General features: G+C 66.9%; 14 protein-coding genes. 11 read left to right on the top strand and 3 right to left on the bottom strand.

What is annotated here, in order from left to right; translation table 11 throughout:
- The first annotated feature begins 40 nt into the window (after positions 1-40).
- From AB0F41_RS00575 to AB0F41_RS00550, 6 genes are all read left to right on the top strand, one after another.
- The gene (locus AB0F41_RS00575) at positions 41-769 is read left to right on the top strand and encodes an SDR family NAD(P)-dependent oxidoreductase (RefSeq protein WP_357420486.1); all 729 of its coding nucleotides are present in this window, start codon (positions 41-43) and stop codon (positions 767-769) included.
- Positions 770-894: 125 nt separating this feature from the next.
- The gene (locus AB0F41_RS00570; RefSeq protein ID WP_357420484.1) at positions 895-1296 is read left to right on the top strand and encodes a hypothetical protein; all 402 of its coding nucleotides are present in this window, start codon (positions 895-897) and stop codon (positions 1294-1296) included.
- Between the two features lie 215 nt (positions 1297-1511).
- On the top strand, positions 1512-1961 hold the full coding sequence (locus AB0F41_RS00565; RefSeq protein ID WP_357420482.1) for a CinA family protein: 450 nt from the start codon (positions 1512-1514) through the stop codon (positions 1959-1961).
- A gap of 128 nt (positions 1962-2089) precedes the next feature.
- On the top strand, positions 2090-3013 hold the full coding sequence (locus AB0F41_RS00560) for a crotonase/enoyl-CoA hydratase family protein (RefSeq protein ID WP_357420481.1): 924 nt from the start codon (positions 2090-2092) through the stop codon (positions 3011-3013).
- Positions 3010-4617, top strand: a complete 1608-nt coding sequence (locus AB0F41_RS00555; RefSeq protein ID WP_357420479.1) for an AMP-binding protein — start codon at positions 3010-3012, stop codon at positions 4615-4617. The genes AB0F41_RS00560 and AB0F41_RS00555 overlap by 4 nt, the downstream gene beginning before the upstream one ends.
- On the top strand, positions 4614-5246 hold the full coding sequence (locus AB0F41_RS00550; RefSeq protein WP_357420478.1) for a TetR family transcriptional regulator: 633 nt from the start codon (positions 4614-4616) through the stop codon (positions 5244-5246). The genes AB0F41_RS00555 and AB0F41_RS00550 overlap by 4 nt, the downstream gene beginning before the upstream one ends.
- 3 nt (positions 5247-5249) lie before the next feature.
- Here AB0F41_RS00550 and AB0F41_RS00545 read toward each other — a convergent pair whose 3' ends face one another.
- Positions 5250-6494: a cytochrome P450 gene (locus tag AB0F41_RS00545; protein ID WP_357420476.1), complete on the bottom strand. Its 1245-nt coding sequence runs from the start codon at positions 6492-6494 to the stop codon at positions 5250-5252.
- Positions 6495-6675: 181 nt separating this feature from the next.
- Between AB0F41_RS00545 and AB0F41_RS00540 the strand changes: the two genes are divergently transcribed.
- The 4 genes from AB0F41_RS00540 to AB0F41_RS00525 all read left to right on the top strand — a co-directional run bounded on the left by AB0F41_RS00540 (position 6676) and on the right by AB0F41_RS00525 (position 12317).
- Positions 6676-8652, top strand: a complete 1977-nt coding sequence (locus tag AB0F41_RS00540; RefSeq protein ID WP_357420474.1) for a neutral/alkaline non-lysosomal ceramidase N-terminal domain-containing protein — start codon at positions 6676-6678, stop codon at positions 8650-8652.
- A gap of 84 nt (positions 8653-8736) precedes the next feature.
- Positions 8737-10062, top strand: coding sequence for an AarF/ABC1/UbiB kinase family protein (locus AB0F41_RS00535; protein WP_357420970.1), 1326 nt, complete (start codon positions 8737-8739; stop codon positions 10060-10062).
- A 64-nt stretch (positions 10063-10126) separates the two neighbouring features.
- A complete protein-coding gene (locus tag AB0F41_RS00530; protein ID WP_357420473.1) occupies positions 10127-10774 on the top strand; it encodes a TetR/AcrR family transcriptional regulator in 648 nt (215 codons plus the stop codon).
- Between the two features lie 364 nt (positions 10775-11138).
- Positions 11139-12317 carry a helix-turn-helix domain-containing protein gene (locus tag AB0F41_RS00525; RefSeq protein WP_357420471.1) on the top strand — a complete coding sequence of 393 codons (1179 nt, stop codon included), beginning with the start codon at positions 11139-11141 and terminating at the stop codon, positions 12315-12317.
- A 179-nt stretch (positions 12318-12496) separates the two neighbouring features.
- Here AB0F41_RS00525 and AB0F41_RS00520 read toward each other — a convergent pair whose 3' ends face one another.
- The gene (locus AB0F41_RS00520) at positions 12497-13057 is read right to left on the bottom strand and encodes a YceI family protein (RefSeq protein WP_357420470.1); all 561 of its coding nucleotides are present in this window, start codon (positions 13055-13057) and stop codon (positions 12497-12499) included.
- Between the two features lie 88 nt (positions 13058-13145).
- On the opposite strand from AB0F41_RS00520, the gene AB0F41_RS00515 reads away from it, so the two are divergent.
- Positions 13146-13601 (top strand): MarR family transcriptional regulator, encoded by a 456-nt coding sequence (locus AB0F41_RS00515; RefSeq protein WP_357420469.1) that lies wholly within the window; start codon positions 13146-13148, stop codon positions 13599-13601.
- Positions 13602-13610: 9 nt separating this feature from the next.
- Here AB0F41_RS00515 and AB0F41_RS00510 read toward each other — a convergent pair whose 3' ends face one another.
- On the bottom strand, positions 13611-14174 hold the full coding sequence (locus AB0F41_RS00510; RefSeq protein WP_357420467.1) for a hypothetical protein: 564 nt from the start codon (positions 14172-14174) through the stop codon (positions 13611-13613).
- Between the last annotated feature and the right edge of the window lie 188 nt (positions 14175-14362).

The raw sequence follows: 14362 nt of genomic DNA, 5'->3' as shown, positions 1-14362 counted from the left end.
GGTCCTGGAGAGCCGGCGCGAAGATCGCGATGCTGCAGGTATGACAACGACAGCGGCCGCGACAACTGTTCTGGTGACCGGCGCGAACAAAGGATTGGGCCGCGAAGCCGTACGGCGTTTCGCGACCATGGGATGGCGGGTGTTGCTGGCCGCGCGAGACGTCGAACGGGGGTCCGCGGCAATACGAGAGCTGGCCGCGGAGGGCCTGCACGCGGACTTCGTACCGATGGACATCACCAGCGACGAGTCGGTGCAGGCAGCCGTTGATCTGGTGCGGACTCACACCCGGCATCTGGACGTCCTGGTCAACAATGCCGGTGTCGGTGCGCCGGCGACCCCGCCGGGCGAGACACGGGCCGCCGACGTCGGAGTGGTATTCGAGACCAACGTCGTCGGTACGATCAGGGTGACGAATGCATTTCTTCCGCTGTTGCAGGCCGGCGAGAATCCCAGGATCGTCATGGTGTCCAGCGGAATGGGATCCATAGCGACCATGACCGACCCCGCCTCGGCCGGTCTCGCGCCTCCCGCACTCGGGTACCCGGCATCGAAGGCCGCATTGAACATGATCACCAGCCAGTACGCCCGTGCTCTCCCCGGTATCCGAATCAACGCCGTCGACCCGGGTTATACGGCCACCGACCTCACCGCCCACCGCGGCTTCCAGACGGTGACAGAGGGTACCGACGCCATTGTCGATCTGGCCGATATCGATGCCACCGGTCCCACCGGTGGATTCTTCGACCGCAGCGGCCGCACGCCATGGTGAACGACGACCATTCCGGCACGGGAACGGGATCTCGAACCAGGCTGTTCGCGATCGGCATCGCGCTCCTGATCGCCGCGGGAGTCACCGGGTTCATCCGGGTGTCGGCAGAGGAGGAAGTAGACAGTATGAACGGAACCAGCGGGGCGACGACCGTCTTGTCGATCGGGCTACACCCCAGCGCGCTCGACTACAGCCGGCTACCGGGTCTGGACGAGGAGATACTCGCCGCGCGGATCGCCGCCGGCGATCGCGCGTTGCACGACGCGGGGTTCGATGTGGTGTCGTGTCTGCTACCGGCCGATCCCGATGCAGCGGAAACCGCACTGCGCGGGTGCGCCGCGGAGAAGCCTTTTGCGGTCGTGATGATCGGCGCCGGGTTGCGGGTGAGCCCGGAGCACACACTGCTGTTCGAGCGCGTCGTCAATGTGGTCGGCGCACTGTCCCCGGGGGTGAAATACTGCTTCAACACCTCGCCCGAGTCAACCATCGACGCCCTACGCAGATGGGTGTTACCGAGAGACCGGTAACACCGGCGGCCGCAGGTTTCGCCGCCGACTCCACGGGTAGGCGTCACCCGACACCGGATCGGACTCGGACGCACCGAGGCCTCGACGTTGGGAGAATTCGATGGTGCCCCGAGAGGTGGTCGCACAACTCGGTCACGAATGGCGCGCAGAGGTCGCCACCGATGTGCCCGGGGCGGTCCCGGAGGTGGATTGTGACGCATGAGGAATTGGGGCGTGTGATCGCCGAGCGCGCCCTGCGGCGGGGAGTGGGGATCGCGGTCGCGGAATCGCTGACCGCCGGCAATCTGGCCGCCGCGCTGGGTGCCGCACCCGATTCCGGAGAATGGTTCGTCGGTGGCGTGGTCGCCTATACGAAGCAGGCGAAGCGGCGAGTGCTCCGGGTACCGGATGTGCCGGTCGTGAGCGAGCGCGCCGCCGAGGCGATGGCGCGGGGAGTTCGTGAGCTGCTCGCCGCCGATATCGCCGTGGCGGTGACCGGGGTCGGCGGCCCCGGTCCGCAGGACGGTGAACCGGCGGGTTCGGTGTGGTTCGCGGCCGCGACCTCGAGCGGCGCGACCACCTGGCATCACCTTCTCACCGGGGATCCGCCGCGAATCCTGGACGACACCGTCACCTGCGCTCTGGAGAAGCTCGCCGAACTCGTGGGCGCACCGTTGCCACCGTGACGGACTGTCCGAAACCCGGGTGTGCATCCCTGTCCATCGGTCGAGGTGACCCTCGGTACGACTATTGACAGTCCGATTGGACTGTGAAAATGTACCGGCACCATCGCCGCCGAGATTGGGACGCCGACATGACTTTCACCGGGACAACGGTCGACTACGAAGTGCGGGCGCATCGCGCCTACCTCACCTTGAATCGCCCGGACCGGCTGAACGCGATCACCGGCGAGATGGCCCGCGAGATCGGCGAGGCAGTCGCCGCGGCGAACGCCGACGATTCGGTGCGGGTGATCGTGGTCCAGGGCGCGGGGCGCGCGTTCTGCGCCGGCTACGACCTGAAGCTCTACGCGGAAGGCGGTGCGGAGCACCAGGGTGCGGTCTGGGATCCGATCAAGGATTTCCGGATGATGAAGGCCAATACCGACCACTTCTTCTCGCTCTGGCGCTCGTCCAAACCGACCGTGGCGAAGGTGCACGGATACGCGGTGGCCGGGGGTAGCGATATCGCGCTCTCCTGCGATCTGGTCGTGATGGCCGAGGACGCGCGGATCGGGTACATGCCGGCCCGGGTGTGGGGCTGCCCGACAACTGCGATGTGGGTCTATCGCCTGGGCGCCGAACGCGCCAAAAGGATGCTGCTCACCGGCGACACCATCGACGGCACCCGGGCCCGGGAGTGGGGTCTGGTCATCGACGCGGTGCCCGCCGCCGAACTCGATACCGCGGTCGAAGAACTCGTCGACCGGATGGCCGGTATTCCCACCAATCAGCTGGTCATGCAGAAAATGATGATCAACCAGGCCTACGACAACATGGGTCTGCAGACGACCCAGAACCTGGCCGTGCTCTTCGACGGCATCACCCGCCACTCCCCGGAAGGCCGCTGGTTCGTCGACTTCGCGCAGCAGCACGGTTTCGACGCCGCGGTCCAGTGGCGCGATACCGGCCGTTTCATTCCCGACGGTGGCGGCGCCGTCCCCGCCGACGACGAAATCGCCCGGATGAAGCGCGAGCTGGAGGAGCAGGCGGCAGCCGCGCCGGAGACCGGCCGATGACAGCGCTCACCGAATCCTCGTGGCCGGTCGATGCCGGCCGGCCCATTCTGGACATCTCGGTCGGCCAACTGCTGCGGGAGGCGGCCGCCGAAGTACCGGACGGGCTCGCCCTGGTTTCGGTCGCCCCGGAACGCCGCGCCCGGATCTGGACCTATGCCGAGCTGCGCGACGATGCCGAGCATGCCGCTGCCTGGTTGCTCGACCGTTTCCGGCCGGGCGAGCATATCGCGGTGTGGGCGCCGAACGTCCCCGAGTGGCTCGTGCTCCAATACGGTGCCGCACTCGCCGGGCTGGTGCTGGTGACCACCAACCCCGCTCTGCGCGGACCCGAACTCGAGTACGCGCTCGACAAGTCCCATGCGGCCGGCGTCTTCTTCGTCGACAGCTTCCGCGGCACCGATATGACCGCGCTGGTCGATACGGTCCTGCCCGCGGTGCCCACTGTCCGTGCGGCCGTCGGCTTCGAGGGGTGGCTCGACGAGGTTCGCGGCACCGAGAAGCGGGCGGTGTTGCCGGTTGTCGATCCCCGGTCCGCCACCCAGATCCAATTCACCTCCGGCACCACCGGCCGCGCGAAACCGGCGGTACTCGCGCACCGGTCGATGGTCACCAACGCGGCCTTCGTGCGCGAGCGCTGCGGCGCGTCGCGAGGCGCGATATTCGCCACCGCGCTGCCGCTGTTCCACACCGCGGGATGCGGTCTCGCCGGACTCGGTTCGGTGCACCAGCGGGCCACGCTCGTCCTCGCCGAGATCTTCGATCCCACCACGATGCTGACCGCTGTCGAGGAGTACCGCGCCGAGATCTTCGGCGGCGTACCCGCCATGCTGCACGCCCTGCTCGCACACCCCCGCTTCGCCGAATTCGATCTCGGCGCGCTGCAGGTGGTGATGTCCGGGGGCGATGCCGTCCCGCCGGCGCTGGCCGACGGCTGGGCGACCGCCTGCGGCGCGGCGACCAGCGCCGTATACGGCCAGACCGAACTCGCTCCGATCGTGTGCCAGACGAGCCCGGCCGACAGCCGCGAGGACAACCTGTACACGGCGGGACGCCCCCTTCCCGGAGTCGAGGTATCCATCCGCGATCCCGCGACCGGGTCGGTGCAACCCCTCGGAGTCGAGGGTGAAATCTGCGCCCGCGGCTATCAGCAGATGATCGGCTACCTCGATATGCCCGCGGAAACCGCGCAAACGATCGATGCCGAGGGGCGTCTGCACACCGGTGATCTGGGGACCATGGACGAACGCGGCTATGTCCGCGTCACCGGGCGGCTCAAGGACATGATCATCCGCGGCGGCGAGAACATCTATCCGCGCGAGATCGAGGCGGCCCTCGCCGCGCATCCGGCCCTCACCGACGCGGTGGTGCTCGGACTGCCGGACGGGGCGTGGGGCGAGAGCGTGGCCGCCGTCGTCCGCCCCGATCCGGCGCAGCCGACCCCCTCATCCGCGGAACTGCACGACTACCTGCGGGAGCGTCTCGCCCCGCACAAGACCCCGAAATCCTGGTATCGCGTCGAGAGCTACCCCGTGAACGCCATGGGCAAACTGCAGAAATTCCGGCTTCGGGACCAGATCGCAGACGGTGAGCTCAGGCCGCTGTGAACCGGAAACCCGGTAACCCCGAATCCGCCGCGCGGCGCACCGGCGGCCTGACGCGGAAAGCGCAGCACGCGAGAACTCGTGCGGCGCTGCTCGACGCTACGGTCCGGTGTCTGGTGGACCACGGTTACGCGGATACGACCACCCAACGGATCCAGGACGAGGCCGGGGTTTCGCGGGGCGCCCTGCTGCATCACTTCGGATCGAAATCGGAGTTGCTCGTCGCCGCGATCCACCACATCGCCGATATCCGCCTGCATGACCTCGGCGATCTCGTGGCGAACCTCGGCGACGGCCCCGACGCCCTGCCCCGGATGGTGCACGCGATCCGGTCGGCGATGGCAGGCCCTCCGTTCCAGGCCGCGATCGAACTGTGGGCCGCCTCCCGCACCGACCCGCAGTTGCGCGCGGCGCTGCTACCGGCCGAAAGACGGTTGGGCTCGGCGCTGTGGGCGCTGTTCCATCAGCATGCCGGGATCGCCGATCCCGAAGCGGCCCGGACCGCATTCGAATCACTCATGGCCCTGGTTCGCGGCCTCGAACTGACCCGCATCATGCGAACCGATCCAACGATCGCCGATCGGGTCGTGGCCGACTGGTTGAACAACGTTGCCCGGCAGCGGAACATATGACGCCTATACCGGGGTCAGCGGAGGCGAGGGCGGGAACACCACGGGCAGCGCGGTGAGCGCACGGTGGAAGGCGCCCGCCCGCCAGGTCAGATCGGCGGGCGGGACGCCCAGCCGGATCTCGGGTAATCCGTCCAGCAGTTGGTCGATGGCGTCCTGAGCGATCAGGTAGGCCAGCGAGCTGGCCGGGCACACATGCGGCCCACCGCCGAACGCGAGGTGCGCCCGGTTGCCCGTGAGCCGGCTCGAACCGATCACCGGATCGGTATTGCACGCCGCCATACTGATGACGACGGGTTGATGCGCCGGTAACCAGCAATCGTCGATGAGAACCGGCTGCTTCGGAAAAGTGAAACAGAAGTTGGCCATCGGTGGATCATTGAACAGCACCTGGTCGAGAGCGTCCCGGGTGGACAGGCTTCCATCGAGTGCGCTGTCCCCGAACTGCTCGTCGGTGAGGATCAGGCGCAGCGCGTTGACGATCAGGTTCTGCAGCGGTTCGATGCCCGCGCCGTAGAGAGTGGCGACCTGATTCACGATCTCGGGCTCGGTCAGGGCACTGGGGTGCCGCAGTATCCGGGTCGTCACATCATCGCCGGGCGCGTGACGTTTGAGCGCGACCAGTTCCAGTAGCGATTCCATCAGCTCCCTGGCGCCGTCTTCGGCGCCGACACCCTCGAACATCGCGGCCATCCCGGCCGCGGCCCGCTGGGCGATCTCGGCCGGGCAACCCAGCACCGCGTTCAGCGCGGCGAAGGTGAGCGGGAAAACGTACTGGCGAACCAGGTCCGCGGATCCGTCCCCGCAGAACGAATTGATCAGCGGAACAGCGGCCTGCGCCACGGTCTCGTGCAGACCATACGGGTCGACCTCCGCCAGACCCGCGACGATCGCCTGCCGATAGCGCGCATGCGTTGTGCCGTCGTTGCGCCGGGCATTGGGCCGCCACTGCATGAGCGGCAGCACCGGGCAGTCCGAAGGGATCGTGCGCTGCCAGATGCGTGGGTCGGCAGGGAAATGATCCGGATCGTTGAAGATACGCAGTGCGGTGTAGTAGCCGATCACCAAGGTGGCGGGCACGCCGGGCGCCACATCCACCGGAACCAGTGGCCCGTATCGCTCGCGCATCTCGCGATAGGCGCTGTGCGGGTCGACCGCGAACTCCGGTACGTACAGCGGGATCCGCGGATCGTCGGTATCGATCGGGGCACCGTGCGGAGCCCGGCCCGAGGCATGGTCGGAAATCGTCATCGCAGCGATCCTAGGCCCCACGGCGGTCCCATTTCTCGTAAATGTTCGAGCGAGATACGGCTCGCATCCGGTGCTGTGGTGGTTATCGCGCAAGGCGATCCCGACTCCGCCCTTGCTAGTTTGTCCCTGTACGAATCCGGGCCGCCGCCGCGAGGCGATTCCAACAGGACAGAAGAGGTCGATGCCGGAAACGAACTATTCGACCGACCGCCATCTGGTCGGACGTGCCATTGCCGACATCACCGGGGAACCGGCCGAGGCCGGCATGCTCGGCTATGGCAGGGCCGATCAGAAGACGACGGGGATACACCTCCGTTTGCGCGCTCGCGCGTTCGTCTTCGTGGACCCCCTCGTCGACCGGCGGGTCCTGCTGGTCGTGACCGACCTGCCGCTGATCTTCTCCAGCATCACCCAGGAGGTGCTGCGCCGCCTGGCCGAGCGCTTCGGCGACACCTATACCGAGTCCAACGTGATGCTCACCGCAACCCACACCCACTGCGGGCCCGGCGGCTATTCGCACCACCGGCTGTACAACGGCTCGGCCGGGTTCCGGCCCAGAACGTTCGCGGCGATCGTCGACGGCATCATCGAGGCGGTGGAGGGTGCGCACGAGGATCTCGCACCGGCGACCTTGCGTTTGGCACACGGCGAGCTGCACGACGCCAGCGTCAATCGCTCGCGCGCGGCATTCGACCGGAACCCGCAGGAGGAAAAGGAATTCTTTCCCGATGCCATCGATCCGCAGACGACCCTGCTGCGTATCGATCGCGAGGGCGAACCGGTCGGTGTCGTCAACTGGTTCGCCACGCATTGCACCTCGATGACCAACCGGAACACCCTGATCAGCGGCGACAACAAGGGGTACGCCGCCTATCACTGGGAGCATGTGGTCGAGGGCGTGAACTACCTGGCAGACCCGGACCCCGACTTCGTCGCGGCCTTCGCGCAGACCAACGCCGGTGATATGTCGCCCAACCTGGGCGGCGGCCCCGGTGACGGTCCTACCGGCGACGAGTTCGAGAACACCCGGATCCTCGGCCTGCGCCAGTACGAGGTCGCGGCGAAACTCGCGGCGGGGTACATGCCTCGAATGGCCGGCAGCATCGATTTCCGCTCCGTCCATATCGATCTGTCCGCGGTCACCGTGTCCGCGGAGTTCACCGGAGACGAACGCGAACACCGGACCGGACGACCGGCCGGGGGAGCGGCCGCCTTCGCGGGGGCGGGATACGACGGGCCCACCCACTGGAAGACCTTCCGCGAAGGCCGGAATCCGGGCTGGGAGCTGCTGTCGCGGTTGGCGTACCGGTTCGCGCCGTCGCTGCGGGATGCGCAGGCGCCCAAGGCGATCGTCGCCCCGGGCGGGCTGCTCAATCGGATCGGACCGTATGTCCAAGAGATCGTTCCGGTGCAACTCCTCCAGATCGGGGAGCTGTATCTGCTCGGTATCCCGGGTGAGGTGACGATCGCCGCCGGCCTGCGATTGCGCCGCACGGTGGCAACTGCCCTCGGCGCCGAGCCGGCCAACGTCCTGGTCGCCGGATACAGCAACGCCTACATCCATTACGTCACGACTCCGCAGGAGTACGACGCACAGCATTACGAGGGCGCGAGCACGCTGTTCGGCCGATGGGAGCTGCCGGCCCTGCAGCAGGTCGCGGCGCAGCTCGCGACCGCGATGCGCGACGGCAGCGCGGTATCGTCCGATACCAGGGCGCCCGATCTCTCGGAGCGGCAGCGGCCCGCGGAATCGGCTCTGCCGTCGGACTTTCCGCCGGTGGGATACGGGTTCGGCGATGTGCTCACCGAACCCGCGTCCGAATACCGGGCCGGGGAGCGGGTGGAGGTCGAGTTCGCCGGCGCGCACCCCAACCACGATCTACATCGTGGCAGCACCTATCTCATGGTGCAGCGGCGCGACGGGGAGCGCTGGCGAACCATCGCCGACGACAGTGATTGGACGACCACCTTCAGCTGGGCGCCCGGCCCCGGCTCGAGCTCGCGGATCACGATCGCCTGGCACAGCCCCGCCGACGCGACACCCGGCCACTACCGGATCCGGTACTTCGGCGACGCCCTGAAGACCGGCAGCGACCGCGTCCCGATCGGCGGCACCTCGCCCGGGTTCTGGATCCACGCCGAGGACCAGGGCGAATAATCGGTACCCGAATTCGAAGGATGTGGTGTCGTGGCGGCGGAAATACCGCGTGGCCGGCTGCGTCGCGGAGGCGTACTGGGCCGGATGGCTGCCGACCAGGCGGTGCGCGGTGTCCGGACGCGGCTGTCGATGGCGGGCCGATCCGAGGCGGCGCGACACGTACTCGCTGAGCGATCGACACTCCAGGCCGCGCAACAACTCGTCGCCGTACTGGGCAGTATGAAGGGCGCGGCGATGAAACTGGGGCAGATGCTCTCGGTACTCGACCTCGATCTGGTGCCCGAATCGCATCGCGAGCTGTTCCGGCAGAAATTGGCGGAACTGCGCGATCGGGCGCCGACCGTGGATTTTCCCGAGATGCGCGGCGTGCTGGAAACCGATATCGGACCGCTGGGGCGGGTGTTCTCGGACTTCGATGAGACGCCTATCGCCGCCGCGTCCATCGGTCAGGTGTATCGCGCGAAACTGCGGGACGGCCGGTGGGTCGCGGTGAAGGTCCAGTATCCGGGCATCGGTGCGGCCATCGACGCGGATATTCGCAATCTGGAGTTCTTCGCCGGATTGTGGAAGTCGCTGGTGCCCAGCGCGGCCGATTCCGCCGTTCTCGCCGAGATCGCCGCCAATCTGGAACGTGAACTGGACTACCGGTGTGAAGCCGGCGCCCAGCGCGATGTCGCGGCACGGTACCGCGGCCACCCGTTCATCACCGTTCCCGATATCGTCGAAGCGCATTGCGGGAAACGAGTGCTGGTCACCGAATTCGTCGACGGACACTCGTTCGACCGGATCCGGGAGTTGTCCCGGTTCGAACGCGATCGGGTCGGGGAGCTGATCTATCGCTTCTACATCACGTCCTTGTTCACCGATCACGAGTTCTGCGGTGATCCCCATCCGGGAAACATCCTGCTCGCCTCGGACGGCCGGCTCGCGTTCGTCGATTTCGGTCTCTACAACCGAATGCGTCCCGCGGATACGGATTTCGAACGGATATGCCTGCGCGCCGCCGGTGAATACCGCGCCGATGACCTGTACCGATACTGGGTGGGACGCGGCATCGTCGATCGGGGCGCGAAGATATCACCGCAGGAATGCCTCGAATATGTCTGGGCTGCCGCAGGCTGGCACCTGTCGGACGAGGAGATCACGGTGACGCCCGAACTCGCGACCGCGGCGCTGGTCCTCGCGATAGATCCGCGCGCAGATCGCTTCCACGATATGCACCGGCAGCTGCTTCCTCCGGAGCACCTCTTCTCCCGGCGCGCGGATCTGTTCACCTTCGCGACACTCGGCCAGCTGGAGGCCCGCAACAACTGGCATCGCATCGCGCGGGAATGGCTCTACCAGGAACCGCCGATCACCGATATCGGGCGCGCCGAAGCCTTGTGGCGCGCGCAGCTCCGGAGTCGTTGAGCCGCCCACAGCGGACGTCGTCATGAGCATCCCGCGGCGGGGACCGAGCAGTCAGGAGTGAGCGATGCCCTCGAAAACCGGCACTCGCCGGCGTCCGACGCAGGCGCGTGCGAAGGCCACCAGAGAACATATCCTCGACACCGCGGCGCGCCTGTTCGGCGAACGCGGTATCGCGAACACCTCGACGAACCGGATCGCGGCCGAGGCAGGACTGAGCATCGGCACCGTCTACCGGTACTTCGCCGACCGCTCCGTCATGGTCGACGAACTACTCAGGCGCCTGCATGACACCATCGAAAGACGTCTCACGCAACAGGTTTCCGGAGCCCGGGACACATCGATGAACACCCTGTTCGCCGAAATCCTGCACGCCGTCAGCGACGAACTCGCGGCGAACGCCGATCTGGTTCGCGCCCTGGTCGACGGCGTGCAGTTCTACAGCAGCGGTATCCCGGAATTCGAACCCCGGCTGCGCTTACTGATCAAGGTGCTGCTGATCCAGATACTCGGCCCCGGCGACGACCACGAGTACGACGTCATGACCTACGTCATCATCAATACCGGGTTTGCGGCAGTTCTGCGTGCTTCCGCCGCCGAGGTCGACAGCGCGGCCCGCCACGAAGCCGTCGAGATGACCGCGCGCATGCTCAGCGCCTGGCTGGAAACCGAGGCGGCGAAGACTGCCGGCCGGGCGGGCGAGATCGCCACCTAGGTCCGGTCGAAGGACCGATTACTGCGATGAAACCGGCGCAGTCGTGCATCCGTTGTGCGGGCGGCGAAAAGTGAGCACCTGACGACCCCCATGGTCGTCGAAGGCCCGCGCAGTGTCGGATGAACTTCTGTATTCGCAGGTGAATTGACATTCATCCGAAGGCGGACGGCCCGCAAGAGTAGTGAGTAGTAGATGAGCGGATCTCAGGTTTACGCTGGTCGTCCTGGCGAAGGATCAGCGGGACCAGCCGGATTCGGGAGTACACGCCACCGTGGGCTCCGATCTCCGGCGGACCCGCCGAGGATCGCCGGAGCAGGCCGAAGGAGTCCTCGTGAGTATCACTGTTTCTTGCTCTTCGAACGCGATGACCGACGCGTCGCCCGGCTCGGGTGGTCGAGCGGGGACGGCGCCCGCCCGATTGGCGGGGTTGGTCCTCCAGCGATCACACGAACTCGCCACTCGCAGCACACCACTCGATATCGCCGTGCGGCGGTGCCTGCGCTTGGCCTCGGATCTGCTCACCGCGACAGAGACTTCGGCGGCGACCGCCCGGCTGACCGATGCCGCGAACAGGTGGGCCTACGAGGGTATTCCGCTGGAGTCGCTGCTGCACCGGGTGAACGAGACCTTTCGCGAATGCCTCGGACGGCTCGAGCCGGGCCGGACGGACCGCGACAGTGTGCTCGCCGGCTCACAAAGTGTGGTGGCAGCGCTGCGGATCATCAGCGCCACAGTGTCGCGCGCGTACGTTCGCGATATGAAGGCGGCCGCCGGTGAAGACCACACGACCGTGCAGGCGTTCACCTCCGCCCTGCTGGCAGGTCTGCCCGCCCGGATGTCCACGCCCGGGTTCGCTTTCGAGATCCACGACACCTACACCGTCCTGGCATTGTCCATCGCCCCGCATCCCGACGAGGGCGACCCGGCCGTCGACGCCTCAGTGGTGGCTCGCCGGAAATTGCGGCGTACCCAATCGGCCCTGTCGGCCCTGTCCTGGGGCGGACGCGCGCTGTCACTGCTCAGCGTGGACGGCGGGACCGTACTGCTGCCGGGCGAGCCCGCCGTTCCGGCGGCGACGGAGGATTTGGTGGCCGCCCTGGCCCGGGCCGCGGGGACGCCGATCACCGCGGCGGTGGCCACCGCCCGGGCCGGTGACGTCCCCTCCTCGGTGGACCGCGCCCACGACATTCTCGATATCGCGCACCGGCTCGGCTGCAGCCCGGGCGTCCACCGCTTCGCCGACTTCGCTCTGGAATACCAGCTGACCCGGCCCGGCCCGGGGCGGGAGGCCCTGCGTTCGCTCCTGGAACCCCTCGACGAATACCCGAAACTGCTCGACACACTGCGTGAGCACATCCGGAACAACTCCGATCGCCGCCGCACCTCCGAAGCCATGCACATCCACCCGAACACCCTCGACTACCGGCTCAGGCGGATCCATGAGGTCACCGGGCTCGACCCGGCCCATCCCGCGGGCCTGTGGCAGCTGAGATCGGCTTTCCTGGTCCGCGAATTCCGGCCCGGTCCCGGGCGCGCTCATTAAAATTCTGCGACGAGGAAACTCTTCGGTCGCGGTCGTGTCGGGACGACGACCTTCGCAGCCGCGGTATTCGTCCTCTGCAATCTCGTCGTCGATGTGGTCACCGCGCTGCGCGACCCGGCCGAGCGCTGAGTTCGAGCTTCTCGGTCGGCTCGGCCGGTCCCCGGGAATCGGGTCGGGTGCTACGCGTCCTGCTTGATGGCCGAGACCTCGAATTCCAGTACGACCTTGTCGGCGACCAAGACGCCACCGGTCTCCAGGGCGGCGTTCCAGGTGATCCCGAAATCCTTTCGGCTGATCGTGGTCGCACCCTCGAAGCCGACCCGGGTGTTACCGAAGGGATCGTCGGCCTGGCCCTCGAACGTGAACGGGACGGTCACCGAGCGGGTGATGCCCTTGATGGTGAGGTCGCCGGTCACATCGAAGGTGTCCGGGCCGGTCGGTGTGATCGCGGTCGAGCGGAAGGTGATCTCCGGGTGCTCTTCCAGCCCCAGGAAGTCGAGGCCGCGCAGATGGTTGTCGCGATCGGCATTGCGGGTGTCGATACTGCCCGCCTGAATGGTCACCTCGCCCGACGAGTTGCCGGGGTTCTCGGCATCGAAGCGGGCGCTGCCGGTGAACTCGTTGAACGCCCCGCGCACCTTGGTCACCATCGCGTGCCGGGTGACGAAACCCACCCGGGTGTGCGCCGGGTCGAGCACGTAGGTCCCGCTCAGCTCTTTCACGTTCGTCGCGGTTGTCATCGGGTTCCTCCGTGGTGAGTAGTTGATGTATCACCTAGATGGTGCGCGGAGTTTGGTGATATGTCAACTAATGCGTTAACCTGGCCATATGACCGAGACGCGATGGCTCGACGAGCGGGAGCGCCACGCTTGGCGGGGCTATCTGCGGATGCACACCCAGCTGGTCGCCCGGCTGCACCGGCAGTTGCAGAACGACTCCGGGCTCTCGCTGTCCGATTTCGATGTGCTGGTCCAGCTCACCGATCGGCCGGAGCCCCGGATGCGGGTGGGTGAGCTGGGGCAGGCACTGCAATGGGAGAAGAGCCGGCTGTCCCATCACCTCGGAAGAATGCAGCGCCGCGGGCTGGTGGTCCGCGAAGACTGCCCCGACGATGCGCGCGGCGCGTTCATCGTGCTCACCGAGCAGGGGCGCGAGGCTATCGAGCAAGCGGCACCCAAACATGTCGAAACTGTGCGTGAGCTGGTATTCGACGCGCTCACCGAAGATCAGGTACATGCCCTGGCGTCGATCGCCGACCGCATTCTCGCGAAGCTGGACGAATAGGCGTCCGGATCAGGGAATGGCTTCCGCGATGGTCGTGAGCAATTCCTCCGGCGGGAGATTCATCAGGTCGGTGGACAGCCACAGAGTGTGTAGGCCGTCATTGTTCACATGGTCCCAATCCATGTAGGTCTCACCTTTGATCGTCCCCGGCTCGGTGAATCTGATCTGCCAACCGTTGGTGCGGAATTCCCGGATCTTCTGTTCGGCGGCGGAATCACCGCCGCCGACCCGATCCAGCTGTTCGTCGAAATCGCCGGGCAGGCCGGTGTCCAACGGGCCTTCGAGGTAATTCTTCGACCCTTCCGGAGCGGGACGCCGTTCCCGGTCCGCCGGGGCTGCCCCACCGTTGTCCCCACCGTTGTCGTCCCCGTTGCCGCCGGATCCGCCGGAGGGCTCCGAGCCGCCACCACCTCCCGCCGCCACCGCACCGGCTACCGCGATCCCACCGCCGACCAGAAGCGCGCCTCCATACCCCGCCTTCTCGTTCGGGGGTTTCATCGCTTCCTCGACATGATTGCGACGCAGATGTACGTTTCCACTGCCCAGCAGGGCCGCTCCGGCGCGGCGGTCCACACCGTCCAGCCTCGCTGCCGCCCCGTTCGGTCCGGCGAGGTGGTGACTGGTGGAAAACAGCCGGTTGCCGAGACCTCGGCAGAGGTGGGCAGCGGTCGTGGAGAGCCGTGCCACTCCGCTCATCAGGGCTGCCGCGGGACTACGTGAGAGCGAAACGGGCGCGTCTCCGATCCCGCGCGGTGCCGGTA

Origin of the sequence: Nocardia sp. NPDC024068, from assembly GCF_040638875.1 — a bacterium.
Lineage (GTDB): Bacteria > Actinomycetota > Actinomycetes > Mycobacteriales > Mycobacteriaceae > Nocardia.
Note: the sequence above shows the minus strand (reverse complement) of the source record. Positions and strands in the feature narration are given on the sequence as shown.